The following is a 25,429-nucleotide window of genomic DNA, read 5'->3' as shown; positions in this document are numbered from 1 at the left end:
AGAGACGACTATGTTTGGTAAAGGCGGTCTGGGCAACCTGATGAAGCAAGCCCAGCAAATGCAAGAAAAAATGCAGCAGATGCAGGAAGAAGTCGCCAAATTGGAAGTGACCGGCGAATCCGGCGCGGGCCTGGTGAAAGTCACCATCAACGGCGCGCACAACTGCCGCCGCGTGGAGATCGATCCTAGCCTGATGGAAGACGACAAAGAGATGCTGGAAGATCTGATCGCCGCGGCGTTTAACGACGCCGCGCGCCGCATCGAAGAGACTCAGAAAGAGAAAATGGCCTCCGTCTCCAGCGGCATGCAGTTGCCGCCTGGCTTCAAGATGCCGTTCTGATGCAAACCAGCCCGCTCCTTGAATCCCTGATGGAGGCGCTGCGCTGTTTGCCGGGCGTCGGCCCGAAATCGGCGCAGCGCATGGCGTTTCAACTGCTGCAGCGCGATCGCAGCGGCGGCATGCGCCTGGCGCAGGCGTTGACGCGCGCGATGTCGGAGATTGGCCACTGCGCCGACTGCCGCACCTTCACCGAACAGGACGTCTGCACCATCTGCGCCAATCCGCGCCGCCAGCAAAACGGCCAGATTTGCGTGGTGGAAAGCCCGGCGGATATCCACGCCATCGAGCAGACCGGCCAGTTCGCCGGGCGCTACTTTGTGCTGATGGGGCATCTGTCGCCGCTGGACGGCATCGGGCCGGGCGATATCGGTCTGGATCGCCTGGAGCAACGGCTGGAAAAGGAAAGCATCACCGAAGTGATCCTCGCCACCAACCCGACTGTGGAAGGGGAGGCGACCGCCAACTACATCGCCGAGATGTGCGGCCAGTATGGCGTGCTCGCCAGCCGCATCGCCCACGGCGTGCCGGTGGGCGGCGAGCTGGAGATGGTCGATGGCACCACGCTGTCGCATTCGCTGGCCGGGCGCCACGCCATCAAGTTCTGATGTTTTCCCGGATGGGGCCGCCCGGCCCCATTGTTTTTTGCCAAAAAAATCCCGCCGTCCGCTTGAAAAACAACACCCTGACCCTCATCTGATCCTCATTGTTCGATTTTGGTAGCCATTGTCTTTTGAGGTAATCAATGAGTATGAAAGGTCAAGAAACCCGCGGGTTCCAGTCTGAAGTAAAACAGCTGCTTCATTTGATGATCCATTCGCTGTACTCCAACAAAGAAATTTTCCTGCGTGAGCTGATTTCCAACGCCTCTGACGCCGCCGACAAGCTGCGCTTCCGCGCTCTGTCCGCGCCGGAGCTGTATGCCGGCGACGGCGAGCTGCGCGTACGTTTGTCCTTCGATAAAGAGCAGCGCACCCTGACCATCGCCGACAACGGCATCGGCATGCGCCGCGAAGAAGTGATTGAAAACCTCGGCACCATCGCCAAGTCAGGCACTAAAGCGTTCCTGGAATCCATCGGTTCCGATCAGGCGAAAGACAGCCAACTGATCGGTCAGTTCGGCGTCGGTTTCTACTCGGCGTTCATCGTGGCGGACAAAGTGACCGTGCGCACCCGCGCCGCCGGCGCCGCCGATGACGAGGGCGTGTTCTGGGAGTCCGCCGGCGAAGGCGACTACACCATCGCCGACATCACCAAAGAGACCCGCGGCACCGAAATCACCCTGCATCTGCGCGAAGGCGAAGATGACTACCTCGACGCCTGGCGCCTGCGCTCGGTGATCGGCAAATATTCCGATCACATCGCTTTGCCGGTGGAGATCGAAAGCAAGAACGAAGAAGACGATACCGTCACCTGGGAGAAGATCAACAAGGCGCAGGCCCTGTGGACTCGCAGCAAGGCTGACGTGACCGACGAAGAGTACAAAGAGTTCTACAAACACATCGCCCACGACTTCACCGATCCGCTGAGCTGGAGCCACAACCGGGTAGAGGGCAAGCAGGAATACACCAGCCTGCTGTACATCCCGGCGCAGGCGCCGTGGGACATGTGGAACCGCGATCACAAGCACGGTCTGAAGCTGTACGTGCAGCGCGTGTTCATCATGGACGACGCCGAGCAGTTCATGCCGAACTACCTGCGCTTCGTGCGCGGCCTGATCGATTCCAACGATCTGCCGCTGAACGTATCGCGCGAGATCCTGCAAGACAGCCGCGTGACGCAAAACCTGCGCGGCGCGCTGACCAAGCGCGTGTTGCAGATGCTGGATAAGCTGGCCAAAGACGACGCCGAAGGCTACCAGAAATTCTGGCAGCAGTTCGGTCTGGTGCTGAAAGAGGGCCCGGCGGAAGACAACGGTAACCAGGAAGCGATCGCCAAACTGCTGCGCTTCGCCTCTACCCACGGTGACAGCTCGGCGCAGACCGTATCGCTGGAAGAATACGTCGGCCGCATGGCGGAAGGGCAGGAGAAGATTTACTACATCACCGCCGACAGCTACGCCGCGGCCAAGAGCAGCCCGCACCTGGAGCTGTTCCGCAAGAAAGGCATCGAAGTGCTGCTGCTGTCCGATCGCATCGACGAGTGGATGATGAGCTACCTGACCGAGTTCGACGGCAAGCCGTTCCAGTCGGTCAGCAAGGCGGATGAAGCGCTGGATAAACTGGCGGATGAAACCGAAGAGCAGAAGGCCGCCGAGAAGCAACTGGAACCGTTCATCGAACGCGTGAAAACCCTGCTGGGCGATCGCGTGAAGGATGTGCGCCTGACGCACCGCCTGACCGATACGCCGGCGATCGTGGTAACCGACGCCGACGAAATGAGCACCCAGATGGCCAAGCTGTTCGCCGCCGCCGGTCAGCAGGCGCCGGAGGTGAAGTACATTTTCGAGCTTAATCCGGAACATGCTCTGGTCAAACGCGCATCCGACGTGGGCGATAACGAACATTTCGCCGAATGGATCGACCTGTTATTGGATCAGGCGCTGCTGGCTGAACGCGGCACGCTGGAGGATCCGAACCTGTTCATCCGCCGCATGAACAAGTTGCTGTCCGCCTAAAGTTGAAGATATGCGCCCTTAACGGCACCGTTAGGGGCGCATTTTCGGTTTTTCCCCGCCTTTTCTCGCCTTTTGTTCGTCGGTTTTTTTGCACATTCCGCAATCGATTTCCTTCGCGCGCCTTGAGCCTGCCCCCCCTGAAATGGTATCGTTGAGCGTTTTCGCAATTTTATAAAAACTACATAGCAAGGGGATTTACGCAATGCGTATCATTCTGCTGGGCGCTCCGGGCGCTGGTAAAGGTACTCAGGCTCAATTCATCATGGAGAAATACGGCATTCCGCAAATCTCCACCGGTGATATGTTGCGCGCAGCCGTGAAGGCCGGCAGTGAACTGGGCAAGCAGGCGAAAGAGATCATGGACGCCGGCAAGCTGGTGACCGATGAGCTGGTGATCGCGCTGGTCAAAGAGCGCATCGCTCAGGAAGATTGCCGCAAGGGCTTCCTGCTGGACGGTTTCCCACGCACCATTCCGCAGGCTGACGCGATGAAAGAAGCCGGCATCAACGTGGACTTCGTGCTGGAGTTCGACGTGCCGGATGAGCTGATCGTTGACCGCATCGTTGGCCGCCGCGTGCACGCGCCATCCGGCCGCGTATACCACGTGAAATTCAATCCGCCGCAGGTGGAAGGCAAAGACGACGTGACCGGCGAAGAGCTGACCACGCGCAAGGACGATCAGGAAGAGACCGTGCGCAAGCGTCTGGTGGAATACCATCAGATGACCGCGCCGCTGATCTCTTACTACAGCAAAGAAGCGGCAGCGGGCAACACCCAATACCGCAAAATCGACGGCACCCGCAAGGTGGCCGAAGTGAGCGCAGAGCTGGCGACCATCCTCGGTTGATCGCAAGCGCATCGTGCATGACGCCGGGCCCGTGGCCCGGCGTTTTTTTTTGCCGTTTTCCCTTTAAATTGTGATCGCGGCGGCTTGTTGCAACCGTGCCCGTTAATCGCCCGCGCCAAATGGCGTATAACAAGCCTGCGTTTTCACCCTCAGCAGGGAGCCGGGCATGCTCAGACAAACCACTCTTCTGGCGGAAGCCACCGCGCGCCAGATCGTCCAGCGGGCGATGGGCATCATCAGCCATTCCGTCAACGTGATGGACAGCAACGGCGTGATCATCGCTTCCGGCAATCCGCAGCGTCTGTTTCAGCGCCATGAGGGCGCGGTGCTGGCGTTGGCGGAGAATCGGGTGGTGGAGATCGATCGCGCCACCGCCGAGCATCTGAAAGGGGTGCGGCCTGGCATCAACCTGCCGTTCAGCTTTCGTAATCAGCGAGTGGGGGTGATCGGCATTTCCGGCGAGCCGGCCGAGGTGCGCGCCTACGCCGAGCTGGTCAAGATGGCGGCGGAGATGATGGTGGAGCAGGCGGCGCTGCTGGATCAGCACCAGTGGGAAAAACGCTACCGGGAAGAGCTGGCGAATCAGCTGCTGCAGCCGCAGCCGAACACCGCGTCGCTGGAGGCGATGGCGGCGTATCTGGGGTTGGATCTGCGCCAGGCGCGCATCGTCTGGATCGTCGAACTGCAAGAGGCGCAGCCGCACCTGCTGCGCGAGCTGTTGGCGGAGCTGGAGGCCACCCAGCGCGACGCGTTGATCGCCATTACCGGCTTCAATGAAATGACTCTGTTGCGCCCGGCCTGCATGGCTCAGGGCGAATGGAGTTTGAAGCTGGAGCGCCAACAGGCGCAGCGTCTGCAAAACCAGCTCAAGCACCGCTTTCGGGTACGGCTGATCGTCGGCGGTTTCTACGACGATCCGCAAAGCGCCTACCGCTCCAGCCTGACGGCGCGCGCCACCCAGGCGATGGCGCAGCGCCTGAAATTGCGTCACGCCACGCTGTTCTACCACGACTATCCGCTGCCGTCGCTGCTGTGCGATCTCGGGGAGGACTGGCGCGCGCAAGAGCTGGGGCGTCCCTGGCGAACGCTGGGCGAACAGGACGAAAAAGGCGTGCTGCGCAGCACGCTGCGCCACTATTTTTCGCAGAATTGTGATCAGACGCAGACCGCCGCGCAGCTGCATATTCACGTCAATACCCTGCGTTATCGCCTGCAGCGCATCGAAGCGATAACCGGCATGAAAATCAATCAATTAACCGATGCTCTGCGGTTGTATATCGGCATGCTGATGCACGACTGAATTGTGCCAACCCACAAATTCCGCGCCGTTCCCCCGGCGATTTTTTGTTGTTTTCCCTCAGGTCTGCGCCGGGCGCGCGCGATATGTTGGCCTGCACATCAACCACGGAGAAAACAACAATGACAACCGTATCCACTCTGGGGGCGCTGGTGGCGTTAGCCGTCGCCATCGTCCTGATTCTACGCAAGGTGCCGCCGGCTTACGGCATGATTGCCGGCGCGCTGGCGGGCGGGCTGTGCGGCGGCGCCGATCTGGTGCAGACCGTGACGCTGATGATCGGTGGGGCGCAGGGTATCACCAACGCCGTGATGCGCATTCTGGCGGCGGGGGTGCTGGCCGGGGTGCTGATCGAATCCGGCGCGGCGCACACCATCGCCGAAACCATCGTGCGCAAGGTGGGCGAAACCCGCGCGCTGCTGGCGCTGGCGGTGGCTACACTGATCCTGACGGCGGTGGGGGTGTTTATCGACGTGGCGGTGATCACCGTCGCGCCGATCGCCCTGTCGATCGCCCAGAAGGCCGGCATTTCACGCGCGGCGATCCTGCTGGCGATGATCGGTGGCGGCAAGGCCGGCAACGTGATGTCGCCCAACCCGAACACCATCGCGGCGGCGGACAATTTCCACGTGCCGCTCACCTCGGTGATGATGGCCGGCATCGTGCCGGGGCTGTGCGGCCTGGTAGTGGCCTATCTGCTGGCGCGCCGCCTGAGCGATAAAGGCAGCAAGGTGATGGCCGAAGAGCTGACTCAGCATGCCGAAGGGGCGCGGCCGGGCTTCGCGGCGGCGATCAGCGCGCCGCTGGTGGCGATCCTGCTGCTGTCGCTGCGGCCGATCGCCGGGATCGCCGTCGATCCGCTGATCGCGTTGCCGGCCGGCGGTTTGGCGGGCGCGCTGTTGATGGGGCGCATTCGCCAGTGCAATCAGTTTATGGTCTCCGGCCTGTCGCGCATGGCGCCGGTGGCGATCATGCTGCTCGGCACCGGCACGCTGGCGGGCATCATCGCCAACTCGGCGCTGAAGGATGTCCTGATTAACGGCTTAACGCACACCGGGCTGCCGGCCTGGCTGCTGGCGCCGCTGTCCGGCGCGCTGATGTCGATGGCGACCGCGTCGACCACCGCCGGCACCGCCGTCGCCTCCGGGGTGTTCAGCTCCACGCTGCTGGAACTGGGGGTGAGCGGGCTAGCCGGCGCGGCGATGATCCACGCGGGCGCCACGGTGCTGGATCACCTGCCGCACGGCAGCTTCTTCCACGCCACCGGCGGCAGCGTCAATATGGCGGTGCACGAGCGGCTGAAGCTGCTGCCGTATGAGACGCTGGTGGGGTTCACCATCGCGGCAATCTCGGCGCTGATGTTTGGCGTATTTAACCTGGCGGGATAAGGAACAGTGATGAAAACGCTGAAAAAAGTGGTTATTGCCCCGGATTCTTTCAAAGAGAGCCTGAGCGCGCTCGGCGTCGCCGACGCCATCGAGCGGGGATTCCGTCAGATTTATCCGCAGGCGCACTACGTGAAGCTGCCGATGGCGGACGGCGGTGAAGGCACGGTGGAGTCGATGGTGGAGGCCACCGGCGGCGAGATCGTCCAGGTGACGGTCACCGGGCCGCTGGGGGAGCCGGTGCAGGGATTCTATGGCCTGCTGGGCGATGGCGAAACCGCGGTGATTGAAATGGCCGCCGCCTCCGGGCTGCATCTGGCGCCGCCCGGCCGGCGCGATCCGCGCATCACCACCAGTTACGGCACCGGCGAACTGATGTTGGCGGCGCTGGAACGCGGCGTGAAGGCGATCATTCTCGGCATTGGCGGCAGCGCCACCAACGACGGCGGCGCCGGGATGATGCAGGCGCTGGGCGTTAAATTGCTGGATAAGGATCGTCGCCCGCTGCCGGTGGGCGGGGCAGCGCTGGCGCAGCTGGCGCACCTCGATCTCGCCGGGCTGGACGCGCGCTGGCAACGGGTGAGCGTGACCGCCGCCTGCGACGTCGATAACCCGCTGTGCGGCGAAAAGGGCGCCTCGGCGGTGTTCGGGCCGCAGAAGGGGGCGACGCCGGAGATGGTGGCGCAGCTCGATGCGGCGCTGCACCACTACGGCGAGCTGCTGGAACGGGAAACTGGCCGCGCCGTGCTCACCCAGCCGGGCGCGGGGGCGGCGGGCGGCATGGGGGCGGCGCTGCTCGGCATGCTCAGCGCGCGCTTGCGGCCGGGCATCGAGATTGTCACTGAAACCCTGCGCCTGGATGAGGCGGTGCGCGATGCCGATCTGGTGATCACCGGCGAAGGGCGGCTGGACAGCCAGTCGATTCACGGCAAAACGCCGATTGGCGTGGCGCGGGTGGCCAAGCGCCACGGCGTGCCGGTGATCGCCATCGCCGGCAGCCTGACGCCGGATTATTCGGTGGTGCATCAGCACGGCATCGATGCGGCGTTTTCGGTGCTCGATCGCATTGTGACGCTGGAAGAAGCGCTGGCGGGCGCCGATCGCAATCTGCAGGTGACGGCGCGCAACGTGGCGGCGGTATGGCAGCTGGCGCAGGGAAGAAGCCCACAGGCATAGCCTGTTGCTGTTATCGGTTTCGATGCAGGACTTTTCCGTTACAATAGCCGGCATTAATGGCTGCTGACATCCCGACCCAGAACGGAATGCCGGCCGGAAAGGAAATGAGGGGAACTGAGATGAAGCAAGAGAAACACGGCGTATTGCTGGTGAACCTGGGCACGCCAGATGCGCCGACCTCGTCGGCGGTCAAACGCTATCTGAAGGAATTCCTCAGTGACGATCGCGTGGTCGACACGGCGCCGCTGATCTGGTGGCCGATCCTCAACGGTGCGATCCTGCCGATCCGCTCGCCGCGCGTGGCGAAACTCTATCAGTCGGTGTGGATGGAAGAGGGCTCGCCACTGTTGGTGTACAGCCGCCGCCAACAGCGGGCGCTGGCGGCGCGCATGCCGAATACGCCGGTGGAGCTGGGTATGAGCTACGGTTCGCCAAGCCTGGCGGAAGCCATCGACAAGCTGCTGGCGCAGGGCGTGACCAACCTGGTGGTGCTGCCGCTCTATCCGCAATATTCCTGTTCCACCAGCGCGGCGGTATGGGATGGCGTGGCGCGGGTGCTGAAAGGCTATCGCCGCTTGCCTGCTGTGGCCTTCATTCGCGATTACGCCGAACACCCGGCCTATATCGCCGCGCTGCAGCAAAGCGTGGAGCGCTCGTTCGCCGAGCACGGCCAGCCGGACCGGCTGGTATTGTCGTTCCACGGCATCCCCAAGCGCTATGCGCGTCTGGGCGACGATTACCCGCAGCGCTGCGAGGATACGCTGCGTGCGCTGAGCGCCACGCTGCCGCTGGCGCCGGAGCGGGTGATGATGACGTACCAATCGCGCTTCGGCCGCGAGCCGTGGCTGACGCCGTACACCGATGAAACCCTGAAGGGATTGCCGGCGCAGGGCGTGAAGCACATTCAACTGATTTGCCCCGGCTTCTCGGCAGACTGCCTGGAAACGCTGGAAGAGATCAAAGAGCAGAACCGCGAGATCTTCCTCAAGGCCGGCGGCGAGAAGTTTGAATATATCTCGGCGCTGAACGACGAGCCGGCGCATATCGACATGATGCAGCAGCTGGTGGCGCAGCGTCTGTAATCATCCATAATCTGTCTATTTAGGTGCATCGTGATCGGGCGGGGATGTGTTAACATTCTCCGCTTGTTAAACCGTCACCACCGCCAATCACATGAAATTTCCTGGTAAACGCAAGTCCAAACACTATTTTCCGGTGAGCGCCCGCGATCCGCTTCTGCAGCAGGCCCAGCCCGAAAGTGAAATCAGCACCTCGTATATTGTCGGCATCGACCAGACGCTGGTGGATATCGAGGCAAAAGTGGACGATGCTTTTGTCCAGCGTTACGGCCTGAGCCTGGGCCACTCTTTGGTGATCGAAGACGACGTCGCCGAGGCGCTGTATCAGGAACTGAATGAAAACAACCTGGTCACCCATCAGTTCGCCGGCGGCACCATCGGCAATACCATGCACAACTATTCGGTGCTGGCGGACGATCGTTCGGTACTGCTCGGCGTGATGTGCAGCAACGTGAAAATCGGCAGCTACGCCTACCGTTATCTGTGCAATACCTCCAGCCGCACCGATCTTAACTATTTGCAGGGCGTTGATGGCGCCATCGGCCGCTGTTTCACGCTGATCGGCGAAAGCGGCGAGCGCACCTTCGCCATCAACCCCGGCCAGATGAACCAACTGCGCCCGGAAAGCATTCCTGAAGAGGTGATCGCCGGCGCGTCGGCGCTGGTGCTGAGTTCTTACCTGGTGCGCTGCAAGGAAGGGGAGCCGATAAAGGACGCGACCCTGCAGGCGATCGAGTACGCCAAAAAACACGATGTGCCGGTGGTGCTGACCCTGGGTACCAAGTACGTCATTGCCGACAACCCGCAGTGGTGGCGCGACTTCCTGAAGGAAAATGTGACGATTCTGGCGATGAACGAAGACGAAGCGCTGGAGCTGACCGGGCTGAGCGATCCGCTGACCGCCTCGGACATGGCGCTGGAGTGGGTGGATCTGGTGCTGTGCACCGCCGGGCCGAATGGCCTGTATATGGCGGGCTACACCGAAGAAGCCAATAAGCGCCAGACCCAGCACCCGCTGCTGCCGGGGCATATCGCCGAGTTCAACCGCTACGAGTTCAGTCGCGCCATGCGCCGCGAGCACTGTGAAAATCCGCTGCGCGTTTATTCGCATATCGCGCCGTATATGGGCGGGCCGGAGAAGATCATGAACACCAACGGCGCCGGCGACGGCGCGCTGTCGGCGTTGCTGCACGATATCGCCGCCAACGGCTATCACCGCCACAACGTGCCGAACTCCAGCAAGCATGTGCGCAGTTACCTGACCTACTCCTCCCTGGCGCAGGTGTGCAAATACGCCAACCGCGTCAGCTACCAGGTGTTGAACCAGCATTCGCCACGCCTCACGCGCGGCCTGCCGGAGCGGGAAGACAGCCTGGAAGAGTCCTACTGGGAGCGTTAACCCGCTGAAAAAGAAAAGGTCCGGCATGCCGGACCTTTTTTTATGCGCGGTGCCTCAGATCGGGCAGCCGCCCATTTTTTCTTCTTCGCTCAGGGTGTCCAGCTGCAGGATGTTCAGCATGCTGTTGGCGATCTCGCGTTCGCCCATGACCACCTGATTGGCGCCGCGATCGGTGATGTAGGCCACTTCATCGTCGTAGTGGGCGCGGGCGATGATCTCGATGTTCGGCCGCTTGGTGCGCGCCGAGGCGACGATCTCACCGGCCTCGTAGCCATTCGGGATGGTCAGCAGCAGCCAGCGCGCGCAGTCGAGCCTAGCCAGATCCATCACTTCCGGATTGGCGGCGTTGCCCAGCACCGTCTTGATACCCTGTTCGCGCAACGCTTCCACCCGCGGGCGGGAATTCTCGATCACCACCAGCGGAATGCCCGCCTCGGCCAGTTTGCCGCCCAGCAGGCTGCCGACGCGGCCGTAGCCGACCACCAGCGCGTGATTGCACATATCCACCGGGATCTGTTTCTCTTCTTCCACCGCCTCTTCGAGGATTTGCTCTTCGATGGTTTCGGTTTTGGCCAGATAGCGTTCCAGCAGAGTGAACAACAGCGGGTTGAGCATGATGGACAGAATGGCGCCGGCCAGCACCAGATTGCGGCCGTGCTCCGACATCATGCCGAGCGCGATGCCGAGGCCCGCCAAAATAAAGGCGAACTCGCCGATCTGCGCCAGGCTGGCGGAAATGGTCAGCGCGGTGCGCTTGGAGTGACCGAACATTTTCACCAGCAGGAACGCGGCGGCGGATTTGCCGAACACGATGATCGCCAGCGTCGCCAGCACCGCCAGCGGTTCGTTAATCACGATCATCGGATCGAACAGCATGCCAACCGAGACGAAGAACAGCACCGCGAACGCGTCGCGCAGCGGCAGAGTGTCGTGCGCCGCGCGGTGGCTCAGCTCGGACTCGTTCAGCACCATGCCGGCGAAGAAGGCGCCCAGCGCAAAGGAGACGTCGAACAGCTTCACCGCGCCGTAGGCGATGCCGAGCGCCAGCGCCAATACCGCCAGGGTGAACAGCTCGCGCGAGCCGGTGCTGGCGGTTTTCGACAGGATCCACGGCACCAGGCGGCGGCCGACCACGATCATCAGCGCGATGAAGGCGATGACTTTACCGATGGTCAGCGCCAGCTCCATCAGCAACTGGCTGCTGCTGGCATTGTCATTGCCCAGCATATTGCCGAAGGCCGGCAGCAATACCAGCGTCAGCACCATCGCCAAATCTTCGACGATCAGCCAGCCGATGGCGATTTGCCCGCGCTGGCTGTCGATCAGTTGCCGTTCCTCCAGGGCGCGCAGCAGCACCACGGTGCTGGCGGTGGAGAGGCAGAGGCCGAACACCAGACCGGAGATCAGATCCCAGCCGAGCAGCTTGGACAGCCCCATGCCGAGCAGGGTAGCGACGGCTATCTGCGCCACGGCGCCGGGAATGGCGATAGATTTTACTGCGAGGAGGTCTTTCAAAGAGAAGTGCAGGCCAACACCGAACATCAACAGGATAACGCCGATTTCCGCCAGTTCCGGCGCCAGTGAGGTGTCGGCGACGAAACCGGGGGTGAACGGGCCGGCGAGCACCCCTGCGGCCAGATACCCCACCAGAGGGGAGATGCGCAGGCGGTTCGCCAGCATGCCGAGGAGGAAGGCGAGTACTAACCCTCCGACGATGGTGGTGATGAGCGGTGTTGAATTATGCATCCATACTCCTTCTGGCTATGCATCGCGGCACGGGAGAAACGCAACAAAGTTACGAAAAGATACATTTAGTTTATTGCATTTGTTCGCGGCTTGCTTGGCTAATTTGGCCTTTTTTGTAAAAAAGCAGAGGATTTCACTTAAGGCATGGCAATGAGGGGGTTTTGGGGAAGATAAACCAAATAACATTGATTTATCCGTAGGATAACCCGGATGAATAAATAATTTCATCCGGGCAGACAGCGGGGTTATTGCGCTTTATGCTCCATATTGGGCAGTAGCGCGGTAATAATGCCGATCAGTGGCAGGAAAGCACAGATTTGGTAGACCAGTTCGATACTGGTCAAATCGGCGACATAACCAAGAACTGCCGCACCTAACCCGCCCATACCGAAAGCAAAACCGAAGAATAAGCCGGAAACCATGCCGACTTTACCGGGGATCAGCTCCTGAGCGTAGACCAGAATGGCGGAGAACGCCGAGGCGAGAATAACCCCGATGATCACCGTTAAAATGCCGGTCCAATAGAGGGATGCATAGGGTAAAACAAGGGTAAACGGCGCAGCGCCGAGAATAGAGCCCCAAATTACGTATTTACGCCCTATCTTGTCGCCAAGAGGCCCGCCGATAATGGTGCCTGCTGCTACCGCAAACAGAAAGGCGAACAGGTGAATTTGGGCATTCTGCACCGAAACGCCGAACTTATGTATCAGATAAAAGGTGTAATAGCTGCTGATGCTGGCCAGATAGAAGTATTTGGAGAAAATCAGCACCAGCAGGATGCCCAGCGAGTAGGCAACGGTACGTTTTGGCAGCGGTTTCAGCAGCGACGGGCTTTTCGGCTGCCCTTTAGTTGCCCGATGCTGATGTTGATACCACTTGCTGACCTGCAGCAACACCACGATCGCCAGCAGCGCCGCCAGCGAGAACCAGGCGACGTTGCCCTTGCCGTAAGGCGCGATGATCAGCGCCGCCAGCAGCGGGCCGAGCGAGCTGCCGAAGTTGCCGCCGACCTGGAACAGCGACTGCGCCAGGCCGTGCCGCCCGCCGGAGGCCATGCGCGCCACGCGCGAGGATTCCGGGTGGAAGACCGATGAGCCGGTGCCCACCAGCGCCGCCGCCAGCAGCACCAGCGGGAAGGTGCTCGCCACCGACAGCAGCAGCAGGCCGGACAGGGTAAAGCCCATGCCGATCGGCAGCGAGTAAGGCTGCGGGTGTTTATCGGTGTAATAGCCGATCAGCGGTTGCAGCAGCGAAGCCGTTAGCTGATAGGTCAGGGTAATCATGCCGATCTGCACGAAGCTGAGATGGAAATCGGCTTGCAGGATCGGGTAAATCGCCAGGATCAGCGACTGGATCATATCGTTGAGCAGGTGAGACACGCTGATGGCGCCGAGGATGGAGAAAGCGGTCCTCTTTACCGTACTGCCCTTGGCGGGCGGCATCGCGCTTTGGCTACTGTCGGTCATATTATTATTAGCCTGATAAGTTGTTGAGCACAGAGATGACATCTTAGGCAGGGCGTTCAATTTTTACCATATCTGAAATAATCAGACTCACATCGCAAAAAATTGAAATCAGCTGTCATTAATTCGCGCTACAATTTCGCCCTCATCATAAAAGCCATTTAATACACGGAGATCCGCCATGCGTTTTTCGCTGAAAACCACCGCATGCGCGTTGGCCGTATCCCTGACGCTGCTGTCGGGGGCCGCCAGCGCCTGGGAAAAGGATAAGACCTACGCCATCACCATTCTGCATACCAACGATCATCATGGTCACTTCTGGCAGAACGATCACGGCGAATATGGCCTGGGCGCGCAGAAAACGCTGGTGGACGGCATTCGTCAGGAAGTGGCGGCGCAGGGCGGCAGCCTGCTGTTGTTGTCCGGCGGCGATATCAATACCGGCGTGCCGGAATCGGATCTGCAGGACGCCGAGCCGGACTTCCGCGGCATGAACCTGGTGGGTTACGACGCGATGGCGATCGGTAACCACGAATTCGACAACCCGCTGAGCGTGCTGCGCCAGCAGGAGAAGTGGGCGACCTTCCCGCTGCTGTCCGCCAACATTTATCAGAAAAGCACCGGCCAGCGCCTGTTCAAGCCTTACGCCCTGTTCGACAAGCAGGGCATCAAGATCGCGGTGATCGGCTTGACGACCGACGACACCGCCAAAATAGGCAACCCGGAGTACTTCACCGACATGGAGTTCCGCGTGCCGGCGCAGGAGGCGAAGCAGGTGGTGGAGCAACTGCGTAAGGACGAGAAGCCGGACGTGATTATCGCCGCCACCCACATGGGGCACTATGACAACGGCGAACACGGCTCTAACGCGCCGGGCGACGTAGAGATGGCGCGCAGCCTGCCGGCCGGATATCTCGACATGATCGTCGGCGGCCACTCGCAGGATCCGGTGTGCATGGCCGGCGACAACCGCAAACAGGCGGATTATGTGCCGGGCACGCCGTGCTCGCCGGATCGCCAGAACGGCACCTGGATCGTGCAGGCGCACGAGTGGGGCAAATACGTGGGGCGCGCCGATTTCGAATTCCGCAACGGCGAGCTGAAGCTGGTGCATTATCAGCTGATCCCGGTGAACCTGAAGAAGAAAGTGGAGAAAGCGGACGGCACCAGCGAGCGGGTGTACTACACCCGGCAGATTGCGGAAGATCCGGCCATGATGAAGCTGCTTACGCCGTTCCAGGATAAGGGCAAGGCGCAGCTGGAAGTGAAGATCGGCAGCGTCAACGGCAAGCTTGAAGGCGACCGCAGCAAGGTGCGCTTCGTGCAGACCAACCTGGCGCGGGTGATGCTGGCCGCGCAGAGGGAGCGCGCCGACGCCGACTTCGCCGTGATGAGCGGCGGTGGGGTGCGCGATTCGATTGAAAGCGGCGATATCACCTACAAGAATGTGCTCAAGGTGCAGCCGTTCGGCAACACCCTGGTGCATGTCGATATGAAAGGCAGCGAGGTTGAGCAGTACCTGGCGGTGGTGGCCAACATGAAGCCGGATTCCGGCGCCTACGCCCAGTTCGCCAACGTCAGCCTGGTGGCGGACGGCAAGGGCGTCAGCGAGGTGAAGATCAACGGCCAGCCGCTGCAGGCGGATAAAACTTACCGCATGGCGACGCTGAACTTCAACGCGCTGGGCGGCGACGGCTATCCGAAGCTGGACGGGCTGCCGAGCTACGTCAACACCGGCTTTATCGACGCCGAGGTGCTGAAGCAATACATCGAGAAACACTCGCCGCTGGATGCGGCGGCTTACGAACCGAAGGGCGAAATCGTGTATCGCTAGAAGCGTCGCGGAACGGCGCTCTCGCTTGTCGCGGGGCGCCGTTCCCGCCGTCGTTTTTCTCCTCTGAATCAACGCCTTTTGTCAGCGTTGCCGTTTTAAACGGCGTCTTACTTTCTTCTCTCCATATACGCCCTCGGCGGGCAGCCCGCCATATTCTTGAAAAAAGTGGCGAAGGCGCTGTCGCTGGAAAACGCCAGCCGACCGGCGACGTCGGATTGGCTCAGCCCTGCGGCCAGCATCTCTATCGCTTTGATCAGGCGCCATTGCTGACGCCATTGTTGATAACCGAGCCCGGTTTCACGGCGGAAAATCCGGCTGATGGTTTTCTCGGAAGCGCCGCTATAGCGCGATAGCTCGTGCAGCGGCGGAAGCATGTCCAGATTGGCCAGATGGCGCAGGCGGCGGTCGCTGGGCAGCGGCAGCAGCGTCAGTTCGCGCGGCGCGGCGGCGATCTCGTCCAGGCAGACCGCCAGAATATTGGCATAAGGCCCATGCTGCCAGTCGGTGTCGAAGGCGGCGAACGCGATGCGTTCCAACACCTCGCGCAGCAGCGGCGAGGCTGTCAGTACGGCAAGCTGCGCAGGCAGACAGGCATAGCGATCGGCGTCGAGATAAAGCGAACGGTAGCCGACGACGCCGTTGACCTGAACGCGGTGAGCCACCTGCGGCGGGATCCAGGCGACTCTGCCCGGCGGCAGCATACAGATGCTTTGGTTGAGCGTGATGCGCATGCTGCCTTGCTGACAGAACAGCAACTGCCCCCTGTCATGCCAATGCGTGCCCGAGTCGTGCTGCGCCAGTTCGGCGGCGATCCCGAGCACCCCGTTGTCGAGCGTATCCGGATTAAAACTGTCCTGCGCCTGAAGCCACGCCATAGTCTGTCCGATTTTGTAAATTTATTGTCTTTTATATTGTAATCGGCGATGGGACCAGATGCTACCTTGTGCAGCCTATTCTTGGCTACAGGATCTGTTATGCAACGTAAACTGACGCTGACGTTGGCGACGTCGATGATGATGTTTCCCCAGGTGGTGGAGACCATCTACAGCCCGGCATTGACGCATATTGCGCACGGTTTCCGGGTCAGTGCGGAGATGGCGGCGCAAACGCTCTCTTGCTACTTTTTCGCCTTTGCGCTGGGCGTGGTGGTATGGGGGCGGATGTGCGACGTCATCGGACGCCGTCCCACCATTTTGGCCGGGCTGACGCTCTATCTGCTGGCTTCTCTCGTTGCGCTGTTCAGCGGCAGCTTCAGCGTGCTGCTGGCCGCGCGGGTGCTGGCCGCCTTTGGCGCGGCGGTCGGTTCGGTCGGGACGCAAACGGCGATTCGCGATCGCTTCGACGGTTATGAATTGGCGCGGGTGTTCTCGGTGATGGGGATCGCCATGGCGATCAGCCCGGCGGTTGGCGTGTTGAGCGGCGCAGTGCTGACTCACTATTGGGGCTATCAGGGGGTGTTCGGCGGTTTGGCGCTGTTGGCGGCGCTGTTGCTGGGCTATGCCGGTTGGCAACTGCCGGAGACGCGTCCGCAACAGGTGGTGAAGAATTCATTTTTCGGCACGCTGGGACGGATGGTCAAGGACGGGGATATTTGGCTCAGCGCGCTGTTGGTGGCGTTGTTCAATATTTGCATGTTCAGCTATTACCAGCTGGCGCCATTCCACTTCTCGGCGTTGGCGCTGCCGGCGCAGTGGTTCGGTTATACCGGTTTGGTGTTGGCGGCCGGGGTGGGCATCGGCGCGGCGATCAACAAGTTTTTGATCGGTAAGCACTGGTTGTTCCCCGCACTGTTGATGCTGGCCTGCGGATTATCGCTGATCGGCGGCCTGCTGGTACTGCTGCTGGAAGGGAGCTTGTGGTTCGTTCTGCCGATGATGCTGGTGGTGATGGCGTACGGCATCGCCATTCCCAATATTCTGGCGCGCGCGCTGCGCCATTATAAAGACTGCATGGGTACCGCCGGCGCCATCCTTGGCCTGATGTATTACCTGATGCTCGGCGGTGGCTTGGTGTTGGCGGGGCTTTCGCAGCACCTGGGCGCCGTGCTGTCGCTCTGCAGCCTCTGCGTGCTGCTGTTGGCGTGGCGGGTGGTGCACAACGAGCGTCGTCTGGCGATGCCTGAGAGTGAAAACGCCTGACGGCTATATGCTGGCTGGTTCACTCAGGTGGCCTGCCAGCAACTGGTGAATGCCGGCTATCACGGCGTCGCGCTGCGTGGTGATATACATATGTCCGCCGGCAAAAGTGCGCTGCTGAAAATCGCCTTGCGCGATCCGGCGCCAGTCGAGCAAATCCTGCCGATCGATCAGCTCGTCGTTTTCACCATAAAACATCGCCAGCGGGGCGGGGTAACCCGGCTGCTCAGGAAAAAGCAATTGGCTGGACAGCATCAGATCGGCACGGATCAGCGGCAGATAGTAATCGAGCAGCGCGCTGTCGCCGATGAGCGACGCATCCAGACCCTCGCCGGCACATAGCGCGTTCAACAAAGCGGCACGCGGCATTCTCAGCAACGCACTGTGGCGCGCCAGGAAGGGCGATGAACTGGCGGAAATGATCAACTGCAGCGGCGGCTGAGGCAGCGCCGTCGCTAACGCCAGCGCAACCCGTCCGCCAAGACTGTGGCCGAAAAAGATCAGCGGTTTGTCCTGCAGTGGCTGCAGTGCCGGCATCAGTTGATTGATGAGTGATTGGGGGTGACAGAGCGGCGCTTCGTTTGCCCGCTCCTCTCGACCGGGGTATTGCACGGCATAGAGTTCGATGTCCTGATGCAACGAGGGGCTCCACCCCTGAAAGGCAGTGGCGCCGGCGCCGGCATGAGGAAAAGCGATCAGCCGCAGGCTGCCCTGGCGCCCTGGCGTCAGCGGTTTCAAGCTGCGTGGGGCGTTGGGGAAGTGGGTGCAATGCATGGCGAAATCCGTATTTTCAGGAGGCCAAGGAAGCCTGAGCTTCCTTGGCGTTAAGGAACGCATTCAGTTGATGGCGTTCCACAATTCATCGAAGATCGGCGTGAACAGCGTAGATTTCAGATAGTCCGAACCCGATGAACCTCCGGTACCTTTCCGCTGCCCGATAGTACGTTCCACCAGTTTCACATGGCGGTAACGCCACTCCTGCAGCAGTGAATCCAAATCCAGCAGTTGATTGAGCAGCAGCGACTCGCAGCTCGAACGCGTCAGCGATTGCCTGATGATGTCGTCGAAGCCCCGCGCCGCCTGATTGGGCTGGTCATTGAGACGCATCAGATGGCCGCGTATTGCCTGCCATAGTGAAACCGGTTGGATGATAGCCGCCAATCGGCGCTGTGCCTCTTCATCACCCTGATACTGCTGTAGTTTTTTCGGATTTTCCTTGCCGAGCAGCGCTTCTATGCCGGCGAACTGGTAGGATTGAAAACCGCTGGCGGTGCCGAGATAGCTGCGAAAACGCTGGAATTCGTGAAACTTCAGCGTGCAAATCACGGCGATCTGATTCACCACGGTTTGGGTAATGGCATTGACGCGCGTCATCGTTTCGATCGCCGCCGGTATATCTCCTTCTTCGATCTGCGCGATCGCCAGATGAAGCTCATCGATCAGCTGCTTGAACCAGAGCTCGTAGGTTTGATGAGTGATGATAAACAAGTTTTCATTGCGGTGTTCCGCAGACGGCGAGGCTGGCTGTTGCAGCGACAGCAGCTGGTTTAGCTGCAGATAGCTGGCGTAATTCATGATGTCACTTTCCCTGTAGAAAACGAAAATAAGATGGGCCGGCTGGGAAGGGCATCCCCGCTCAGATCCGGCAGTTGAATGGTCAGAAAATAGTGTCCCGCCGTGGCCTGCGCGGGAACCTGAATCAGCTCGGTCACGGAGGCGTATTTGCGCCCTTCTTGCGGCCTGTCGGGGGCCTCAAGCCCCCAAAAACGGCGATGGTTGTCCATGCGTCCGCCGTCGTATAGTCGGTCGATCGACGGAATGTCCACCAACAGATGCTGGACGCCGAGTTCGACGATGCGCGCCAAGGCTTGATGGCTGAAGTAGGGCGCGCAGGACGCGGCGCGGAATTCGCTCGGCGCCTCGATCGCAATCACCAAAGCCTGCAGGTAGTCGCCCGACAACGGCGCCAATGCGTCATCGAGCGCCGCCCGGGTAATCAGCCAGTCTTCGCAGACAGCGCTGGCGTTATAGCTTTCCGCGGTCGCGTCCGCTCGCTGCGGCCTGACGCGAATCAGGGTGGCGGCGATGAACGGTTCAAGCGGCAAATCAGCCACGTTGTGCGTTTCAGGAAGAATATGGCCGATGCATTCGGTGTGCGTACCATGGCAGTGCGGCACCAGGCTGATGCGCTCGGCGTTGCAGACCCCGCCATGACGCACGCTGGCGACGGTATCACCGTAACTCAGCGGCGCCGAGTCGGCGGGGGCCACACCATAAAGGTTGGTTGAGTTATCGGCGAAGTCCAGCCTGGCCGAGAGCCGCAGCGGCTCTCGGTGGTCAAGGTGATGACAACGCCCTTGGTGGTACACCTCAATGCGTTTCATCGGCGACCTCGGCAGTTTTGCTCAAGGCCAGAGCGGTAAGTTCGCGGATCTGGCTGTGCATGATGAATTCGCGGATAGTCAGCGAGACGCCCATCTGTTGACGAATGGCGTGCAGCAGCTGCGGGATCTGCAGTGAATTTCCACCCAGGCTGAAGAAGCTGTCGCAGACGCTGATCTGCGTCTGCGACAATACTTGTTGCCAGATATGCTGCATGGCGCTTTCCGCCTCGTTGGCCGCAGGCGTGTAGTCCGCTTCGGAAGCCGAGTAGCGGGTTTCCGGCGCTGGCAGCCGACGAATGTCGATTTTGTTGTTGTTGGTGAGCGGGAAGGCCGACAGCACCACAAAACCGGACGGGATCATGATATTCGGCAAACGGGCTTTCAGCGCCGTGCGTACCGCTTTTTCATTCAGCTCTTCGCCCGGCGTTAACTGCAGGTAGCTGACGATGCGGGCCTGCTGGCCTTCACCGACAATTAAACTGAGTGACCGCTCGATATTGTCGAGGGACGATAGACTGAGATCGATTTCGCTCAACTCAATACGGTGGCCGCGAATTTTGACCTGGTGATCGTTCCGGCCGAGATACTCCAGCTGCCCCTGTCGATTAAAACGCACAATGTCGCCGGTGCGGTACATATAGCGCTCGGCGCCGAACGCCTGACGCCGTAGAAAGACCTTATCGCTCAGCGTCGGGTTGCGCCAATACCCCGGCGATACCCCTGCGCAGCCCAGCCACAGCTCACCAAATGCGCCGCTTGGCAGCGGGTTGCCGGCCTGATCCATGACCAGAACCTCAGTCTTCTGGATCGGCGTGCCGATACAGTCGCTTGCGCCTTCGTGAGTCAGATCGGCGCAGGTCGACCAGATGGTGGTTTCCGTCGGGCCATACACCTGCAGCACCCGTGTCGCGATGCGTCGCAATTGCGTCAATAGGGCCTCCGGCATCTTCTCGCCGCCGCATAGCACGGTCAGGGGGCGTTGGCTCGCCGCCGGCAGATGGTGGGCGATGGTACTCCAGACGGTAGGTGTCGCTTGAATCACGCTGGGCTGCTGTCGCTCGATAAAGTGATACAGCTTGACCGGATCCATGGCGGTTTCTCGTGGACACAGCGTGACGTGCGCGCCGCCGGCGAGCGAGCAGAAAAGTTCCAACCCAAAAATATCGAAACTGATGCTGGTCAGGCTGAGCACCTTATCGCGCGCGCTCAGCGCCAGCCGTCCGACGAAGTCGTTGGTGAAATTGTTCAGGTTGCCGTGCGTGATCATCACCCCTTTGGGGTTACCGGTTGAGCCTGAGGTGTACATGATGTAGGCCAGCGTATCGTCGGCTGGGATCGGCAACGCGTCGGCCGCTGCAGGATGAGAAACCAGCGAGTCGAAACCGACGGCGGGACTGGCCCAACCTTGCTCTGGCTCACCATCGGTCACCAGCAACCGGGCTTGCGCGTTCTCGATCATGTAGCTCACGCGGTCGGCCGGGTAGTGTACGTCAATCGGCACGTAGTGTTTGCCGGCTCTCAGCACGCCGAGCAGGAGCACGGCGACGTGGCAACTTTTCTCCATCATGACGCCGACCGAGAAAGGCCGGCTGTCGATGCGCAGCAATGCATGTGCGACGCGCTCAGACTGCGCCCACAGCTGACGGTAGCTGTACTGTTGCCGTTCGCAGCTGACGGCGAGGCTGTCAGGCTGAGTATGTGCCAACCGGCCAATGTGCATCAGCAACGAGTCACGTGAACCTGCGTCGGCGTTGACGGCCAACTGTTGCAGCCAATGTTGTTCCCGTTCGCATAGCGGGTTGAGGGCAAGCTGCGCCGTATTGGCCGGCAGGGTGAGCAGTTGCCGCAGCGTTTGCTGATAGTTGTCCAACAGCATTTGCATGCTGGCGGGATAAAACAGTTCGCTGGCGTAATCGAGCTCGATGGCGACGGCGTCCTGTTCCACACTGAAGTTCCAGGTCATATCGAACATCGAGAAGCCGGACGAAAGCGGCAAGCGATGCAGCGTGCAATCGCGCAGGTTTTGTTGGCATACGTCACCGGCGTTCTGCAGGATAGCCATGATCTGGAATAACGGATTTTTGTTCGACATCCGTTCGTATTCGATCTGGTGCAAGATCCGGTCGAAGGAGAGCTGCTGATGCTGGTAGGCGCCGATGCAGGTTTCCATCATGTTACCGATCAGTCCGGCCAGAGTGTCCTGTTCGCTCAGTCGGATACGCAGCGGTACGGTATTGACGTGGAAGCCGCTGACCTGCGCCTGATCCAGGTTATCCCGCGCTGCGATGGCGGTGCCGATGACAATATCCTGCTGCTGGGTATAACGGCTGAGCAGCAAACTTAATGCCGCGCAGAGCAAGGCGAAAGGCGTGGCGCCCAGCGCTTTGCCTCGTGACGCCAGCAGACCGGCCACGTCAGGCTGCAGCTGATAATGGATGCGCTCTCCGGCGTGCGTCGGCATCAGCGGGCGCGGTTTATCCAGCGGGAAGTCCAGTTCGCGGCAGTCTTGCAGTTGCTGTTGCCAATAAGCGACATCCGCCGGCGCAGGTGACGCGATGCCGCTATTGACGATGTCGATAGTTTGAATCTGCGGTTGCGGTGCGTCCAAGCCGTGGTGATCGTCAAGCTCGTTATAGCGCTGCCACAGATCGTTAAGGATCAGTTGTTCGCTCCAGGCGTCGGTAATAATGTTGTGTTTTACCCAAATCAAAACATGGTGCTGCTGATGATACTGGACCAGCCGAAGCACCAGCGGCGGGCGAGCGGTGATGTCGAAAGGCGTGGCACACAGTTGGCGCACCCACTTTTCTGCCGACAGCGTTTGGCCGTCCACCCAGTGATCGGCAAGGCGAATCGGGGTATGCGGTTCTGCCAACTGATAGGCGACACCGTCGGTTTCGCTGAAACGAGTGCGCAGGCTTTCATGTTTTTCATAAATAAAATTGATCGCCTGCTCAAAGCGCCCCAGATCAAGCGGGCCCTGGATGTCTATCGCCAGCGGCAGGTTGTAACTGCAATCGTCAGGATTCAATGCGCTCAGGTACCAAAGCAGGTTCTGCTGTGGGCTGAGCGGCGCGCGGCGTTCGTCGCAGATCGCGATGGCGCGCTCTGCGGCAACGGCCTTATTCTCGATATATTCGGCCAGTTTGCGCACCGTATTGTGGCGGAACAGATCGGCGATGCTCAGGTGGCAGCAAAGATCGCGTGCGACGAGCGCGACGATTTTGCTCATTGTCAGCGAGTGCGCGCCCAGGTTGATGAACTCCTGGGTGACGTCGGCTTGCGGACAGCCGATCGCGTTGGCCACGATGCGCTCGAGAATGGCCTCCGTTTCGGTTTCCGGCGGCGTCAGGCGCTCATTCCGCTCATCCAGTGGCCAGTTTTCCAACTGTTGGCGGGCGATCTTGCCATTGATGGTCAGCGGCAGCGCCGGCAAGAAAATAAAGACGCTGGGGATCGCGGCGGGGTGGAGCAGTGTGACCAACGCGTGACGCAGCGCGTCGATCGTCAGCTCAGGCGAAGCGGGTTGCACGAAGGCGGCGAGAATTTTGCCCGAGGGCTGGCTGCGAGCGACCACGCAGGCGCTTTCAACCAGTGGATGACTGCGGACGGCGCTTTCCACTTCTCCCATCTCGATGCGCACTCCGCGTATCTTCACCTGGTGATCACGGCGGCCGACGAAAATAATGTTGCCCTGTTCGTCCCATTTGGCGATGTCGCCGGTTCGATAAAGACGCTCTTCGGCCGCCATATACGGCAGCCGACAGATAATGAACTTCTCTGCGCTCAGCGCCTCTTGATGCAGGTAACCGTGCGCCAGGCCGCTGCCGGCGATGCACAGTTCGCCCTCAAAACCGACCGGCAGTGGATTATGGTGGAGATCAAGGATGTGGCAACGGTAGTTTTTCAGCGGTTTGCCAATGCAGTTCCAGGGAACGCCGGGACGATACTCGCACAGCGAAGTGGCAATGGAAGCCTCGGTCGGCCCGTAACCGTTGCACAATCGGGTGCGCTCGGCCCACCAGGCGACGACGTCCGCAGGCGGGGCGTCTCCCATGACGATCATCGTCCGCAGTCCCGGCCACATTTCGCGGGGCAACAATTCCAGAATTGCCGGCGTAATAGTGATATGGCCGATATCGTGTTGAGTCAGATAGTCGTGAAGCGCGCCGACATCGGTATGCAGCTCCGAGGGCGCAAGATAAAGCGTCGCGCCGCTGACTAACGCGCCATAGACGTCCCAGCCGAAGGCGTCGAAACCCAGCGAGGCGATGGCCAGCACGCGGCTGCCTTGCGCCAGTCCAATGAAATCGCGGTGGTTTTGCGCCACGTTGCTCAGGCCTTCACGCCCGATCATGACGCCTTTGGGCTTGCCTGTCGTCCCGGAGGTATAGCAGACGTAAGCCAGAGCGTCTCGCGATTGAGGGAGTTGCTCCGCATGGATGTTCAGCGAACGGTAATCAATGCTTGATGGCGCAATGCACGGCGCGTCGCCGGAGTGCAATGGCGAGTCGGCCAAAATCAGCGCGGGCTGTACGTCGTCAAGAATGCTTTGATTGCGTGCCGCTGGCGCCTGCGGGTCGAGCAGTACATAGGTTTTATTGCTTTTCAGTATCCCCAACAGCACGATCAGCAGCGTCGCTGACTTGTCCATCGAGACGGCGACGACCGAACTGGCGGCGCCGCTGTGTTCAAGCAGCCAACAGGCAAACTGATCCGAGGCGCGATCGATTTCTCCATAGCTGTATGTCTGGCCATCGGCATGCAGCGCGGCCTGTTGCGGATGAGCGGCGGCGGCGTGGCGGAACAAAGCGATGACGTCGTGCGCCAGGAGCTCGGCATCGTCGGTTGCGTTGAATTGGCTCAGGCGATGTAACGTTTGAGGTTGAGTAACAATGGGCGCGGCGACGGGATCGGCCGGATCTGCCAATAGCGCGTCAAGATAGTCGGTGAACGCGTTGAAACGCATGTCGTCGCCATACAGGGTAAGCTGAGTGCCGTCACCGCAAGCCGCTACGTCGACCATCACTCGTGGCTGGGCGTAGCGTCCCTGTTTGAGCGCGCCGGTTTCATTAAAGAAGAAATGTTGCAGCTGTGCGGGGGACGTGATGTCCGCTACCGGCACCGTATGGAAGTCGGCGCCGGGTTGCCAGGTGAGATGGCAGAGATCGCTGCCGCAACGTCCCTGCATCTGATCGCCAAGACGTTCCATCAGCAATGCGGTCAATTCGCGCATGCGCGTCGGTGATTCGGCATAGTATTTACGCGCCAAGCGGTAGGGAAGTTCTTGTACCGGCGGTATACCGCCACGCGACAGCTCGACCACAATGTCGACAAGCCTTTCCTGCAGCAGGGGAAGTTGGGCGTCAGCGGCCATATCCGACAGCGCATCGCACAGATAAGCGGCCTGGCCGGCGGAGCTAAAGTACAGAGAAAAGTGTTCTTGGTTTTGCAGGGTGTCAATGTCGTTAATATTTTTTTTATTGGTTGCGAGCGTCAGCAGATTTTTTCCCTGCTGTTGCAGTCGTCGTATTGTTTCAGCGTTATTTTCAGTGGTGATAATAAGGTCGAGCTTTTCGGTTGGACGGTGTTCGAGACTGATAAAGCTAACCTGATGGCCGTATTCCCGGATTTCGTCGGTTAATAATTTACCGCAGGCACTGTCGCCGAAATAGCCAATATGAAGTAATTCCATTTTTGCTTCCTGAGAATAATGGTTTCCCTTGCGGA

At 60.3% G+C, this 25,429-nt stretch carries 18 protein-coding genes; 11 read left to right on the top strand and 7 right to left on the bottom strand.

Annotated elements, in window-relative coordinates; translation table 11 throughout:
• Positions 1 to 10 precede the first annotated feature (10 nt).
• The 9 genes from AC2CGQ_RS19845 (at position 11) to AC2CGQ_RS19805 (ending at position 10,137) form a co-directional block, all read left to right on the top strand.
• On the top strand, positions 11 to 340 hold the full coding sequence (locus tag AC2CGQ_RS19845) for a YbaB/EbfC family nucleoid-associated protein (protein ID WP_004940264.1): 330 nt from the start codon (positions 11 to 13) through the stop codon (positions 338 to 340).
• Complete coding sequence (gene recR, locus AC2CGQ_RS19840; protein WP_004940263.1) at positions 340 to 945, top strand: recombination mediator RecR; 606 nt, start codon at positions 340 to 342, stop codon at positions 943 to 945. Before AC2CGQ_RS19845 ends, recR begins: the two co-directional genes overlap by 1 nt.
• 143 nt (positions 946 to 1,088) lie before the next feature.
• Positions 1,089 to 2,954, top strand: a complete 1,866-nt coding sequence (gene htpG / locus AC2CGQ_RS19835) for a molecular chaperone HtpG (protein ID WP_166444915.1) — start codon at positions 1,089 to 1,091, stop codon at positions 2,952 to 2,954.
• Between the two features lie 202 nt (positions 2,955 to 3,156).
• Positions 3,157 to 3,801: an adenylate kinase gene (gene adk / locus AC2CGQ_RS19830; RefSeq protein WP_004940261.1), complete on the top strand. Its 645-nt coding sequence runs from the start codon at positions 3,157 to 3,159 to the stop codon at positions 3,799 to 3,801.
• 166 nt (positions 3,802 to 3,967) lie between these two features.
• Positions 3,968 to 5,101 carry a sugar diacid recognition domain-containing protein gene (locus AC2CGQ_RS19825; protein ID WP_021504663.1) on the top strand — a complete coding sequence of 378 codons (1,134 nt, stop codon included), beginning with the start codon at positions 3,968 to 3,970 and terminating at the stop codon, positions 5,099 to 5,101.
• 119 nt (positions 5,102 to 5,220) lie between these two features.
• Positions 5,221 to 6,486, top strand: coding sequence for a GntP family permease (locus AC2CGQ_RS19820; RefSeq protein ID WP_015376868.1), 1,266 nt, complete (start codon positions 5,221 to 5,223; stop codon positions 6,484 to 6,486).
• Positions 6,487 to 6,495: 9 nt separating this feature from the next.
• Positions 6,496 to 7,659 carry a glycerate kinase gene (locus AC2CGQ_RS19815; RefSeq protein WP_166444916.1) on the top strand — a complete coding sequence of 388 codons (1,164 nt, stop codon included), beginning with the start codon at positions 6,496 to 6,498 and terminating at the stop codon, positions 7,657 to 7,659.
• Between the two features lie 119 nt (positions 7,660 to 7,778).
• Positions 7,779 to 8,741, top strand: coding sequence for a ferrochelatase (gene hemH, locus AC2CGQ_RS19810; RefSeq protein WP_060558732.1), 963 nt, complete (start codon positions 7,779 to 7,781; stop codon positions 8,739 to 8,741).
• A 91-nt stretch (positions 8,742 to 8,832) separates the two neighbouring features.
• Positions 8,833 to 10,137: an inosine/guanosine kinase gene (locus AC2CGQ_RS19805; protein ID WP_004940249.1), complete on the top strand. Its 1,305-nt coding sequence runs from the start codon at positions 8,833 to 8,835 to the stop codon at positions 10,135 to 10,137.
• A 54-nt stretch (positions 10,138 to 10,191) separates the two neighbouring features.
• Here AC2CGQ_RS19805 and ybaL read toward each other — a convergent pair whose 3' ends face one another.
• Together ybaL and AC2CGQ_RS19795 are read right to left on the bottom strand one after the other, a co-directional pair.
• A complete protein-coding gene (gene ybaL / locus AC2CGQ_RS19800; protein WP_033633981.1) occupies positions 10,192 to 11,883 on the bottom strand; it encodes a YbaL family putative K(+) efflux transporter in 1,692 nt (563 codons plus the stop codon).
• Between the two features lie 245 nt (positions 11,884 to 12,128).
• The gene (locus AC2CGQ_RS19795) at positions 12,129 to 13,349 is read right to left on the bottom strand and encodes an MFS transporter (protein WP_049278714.1); all 1,221 of its coding nucleotides are present in this window, start codon (positions 13,347 to 13,349) and stop codon (positions 12,129 to 12,131) included.
• A gap of 178 nt (positions 13,350 to 13,527) precedes the next feature.
• Here AC2CGQ_RS19795 and ushA point away from each other — a divergent pair, with 178 nt between their 5' ends.
• Positions 13,528 to 15,180, top strand: coding sequence for a bifunctional UDP-sugar hydrolase/5'-nucleotidase UshA (ushA, locus tag AC2CGQ_RS19790; RefSeq protein ID WP_103086002.1), 1,653 nt, complete (start codon positions 13,528 to 13,530; stop codon positions 15,178 to 15,180).
• Positions 15,181 to 15,287: 107 nt separating this feature from the next.
• Here the strand turns inward: ushA and AC2CGQ_RS19785 are convergent, their stop codons facing one another.
• Positions 15,288 to 16,055 (bottom strand): AraC family transcriptional regulator, encoded by a 768-nt coding sequence (locus AC2CGQ_RS19785; protein ID WP_047025742.1) that lies wholly within the window; start codon positions 16,053 to 16,055, stop codon positions 15,288 to 15,290.
• Between the two features lie 99 nt (positions 16,056 to 16,154).
• Between AC2CGQ_RS19785 and AC2CGQ_RS19780 the strand changes: the two genes are divergently transcribed.
• Positions 16,155 to 17,318, top strand: a complete 1,164-nt coding sequence (locus AC2CGQ_RS19780) for a multidrug effflux MFS transporter (RefSeq protein WP_033633977.1) — start codon at positions 16,155 to 16,157, stop codon at positions 17,316 to 17,318.
• 3 nt (positions 17,319 to 17,321) lie between these two features.
• Here AC2CGQ_RS19780 and AC2CGQ_RS19775 read toward each other — a convergent pair whose 3' ends face one another.
• The 4 genes from AC2CGQ_RS19775 to AC2CGQ_RS19760 all read right to left on the bottom strand — a co-directional run bounded on the left by AC2CGQ_RS19775 (position 17,322) and on the right by AC2CGQ_RS19760 (position 25,394).
• Positions 17,322 to 18,053 carry a thioesterase II family protein gene (locus AC2CGQ_RS19775; protein WP_161800771.1) on the bottom strand — a complete coding sequence of 244 codons (732 nt, stop codon included), beginning with the start codon at positions 18,051 to 18,053 and terminating at the stop codon, positions 17,322 to 17,324.
• A gap of 99 nt (positions 18,054 to 18,152) precedes the next feature.
• Positions 18,153 to 18,890, bottom strand: a complete 738-nt coding sequence (locus AC2CGQ_RS19770; RefSeq protein WP_033633975.1) for a tryptophan 2,3-dioxygenase family protein — start codon at positions 18,888 to 18,890, stop codon at positions 18,153 to 18,155.
• A complete protein-coding gene (locus tag AC2CGQ_RS19765) occupies positions 18,887 to 19,699 on the bottom strand; it encodes a cyclase family protein (RefSeq protein ID WP_048322355.1) in 813 nt (270 codons plus the stop codon). Before AC2CGQ_RS19765 ends, AC2CGQ_RS19770 begins: the two co-directional genes overlap by 4 nt.
• A complete protein-coding gene (locus AC2CGQ_RS19760; RefSeq protein WP_484593832.1) occupies positions 19,686 to 25,394 on the bottom strand; it encodes an amino acid adenylation domain-containing protein in 5,709 nt (1,902 codons plus the stop codon). Before AC2CGQ_RS19760 ends, AC2CGQ_RS19765 begins: the two co-directional genes overlap by 14 nt.
• Between the last annotated feature and the right edge of the window lie 35 nt (positions 25,395 to 25,429).

This window comes from Serratia sp. DFXYC6, from assembly GCF_057196085.1.
This window is presented reverse-complemented; position numbering and strand designations above follow the sequence as displayed.

Coding starts and splice junctions, on each gene's coding strand:
- AC2CGQ_RS19845 (WP_004940264.1), top strand. CDS start 11: ATGTTTGGTAAAGGCGGTCTGGGCAACCTGATGAAGCAAGCCCAGCAA.
- recR (WP_004940263.1), top strand. CDS start 340: ATGCAAACCAGCCCGCTCCTTGAATCCCTGATGGAGGCGCTGCGCTGT.
- htpG (WP_166444915.1), top strand. CDS start 1,089: ATGAAAGGTCAAGAAACCCGCGGGTTCCAGTCTGAAGTAAAACAGCTG.
- adk (WP_004940261.1), top strand. CDS start 3,157: ATGCGTATCATTCTGCTGGGCGCTCCGGGCGCTGGTAAAGGTACTCAG.
- AC2CGQ_RS19825 (WP_021504663.1), top strand. CDS start 3,968: ATGCTCAGACAAACCACTCTTCTGGCGGAAGCCACCGCGCGCCAGATC.
- AC2CGQ_RS19820 (WP_015376868.1), top strand. CDS start 5,221: ATGACAACCGTATCCACTCTGGGGGCGCTGGTGGCGTTAGCCGTCGCC.
- AC2CGQ_RS19815 (WP_166444916.1), top strand. CDS start 6,496: ATGAAAACGCTGAAAAAAGTGGTTATTGCCCCGGATTCTTTCAAAGAG.
- hemH (WP_060558732.1), top strand. CDS start 7,779: ATGAAGCAAGAGAAACACGGCGTATTGCTGGTGAACCTGGGCACGCCA.
- AC2CGQ_RS19805 (WP_004940249.1), top strand. CDS start 8,833: ATGAAATTTCCTGGTAAACGCAAGTCCAAACACTATTTTCCGGTGAGC.
- ybaL (WP_033633981.1), bottom strand. CDS start 11,883: ATGCATAATTCAACACCGCTCATCACCACCATCGTCGGAGGGTTAGTA.
- AC2CGQ_RS19795 (WP_049278714.1), bottom strand. CDS start 13,349: ATGACCGACAGTAGCCAAAGCGCGATGCCGCCCGCCAAGGGCAGTACG.
- ushA (WP_103086002.1), top strand. CDS start 13,528: ATGCGTTTTTCGCTGAAAACCACCGCATGCGCGTTGGCCGTATCCCTG.
- AC2CGQ_RS19785 (WP_047025742.1), bottom strand. CDS start 16,055: ATGGCGTGGCTTCAGGCGCAGGACAGTTTTAATCCGGATACGCTCGAC.
- AC2CGQ_RS19780 (WP_033633977.1), top strand. CDS start 16,155: ATGCAACGTAAACTGACGCTGACGTTGGCGACGTCGATGATGATGTTT.
- AC2CGQ_RS19770 (WP_033633975.1), bottom strand. CDS start 18,890: ATGAATTACGCCAGCTATCTGCAGCTAAACCAGCTGCTGTCGCTGCAA.
- AC2CGQ_RS19765 (WP_048322355.1), bottom strand. CDS start 19,699: ATGAAACGCATTGAGGTGTACCACCAAGGGCGTTGTCATCACCTTGAC.
- AC2CGQ_RS19760 (WP_484593832.1), bottom strand. CDS start 25,394: ATGGAATTACTTCATATTGGCTATTTCGGCGACAGTGCCTGCGGTAAA.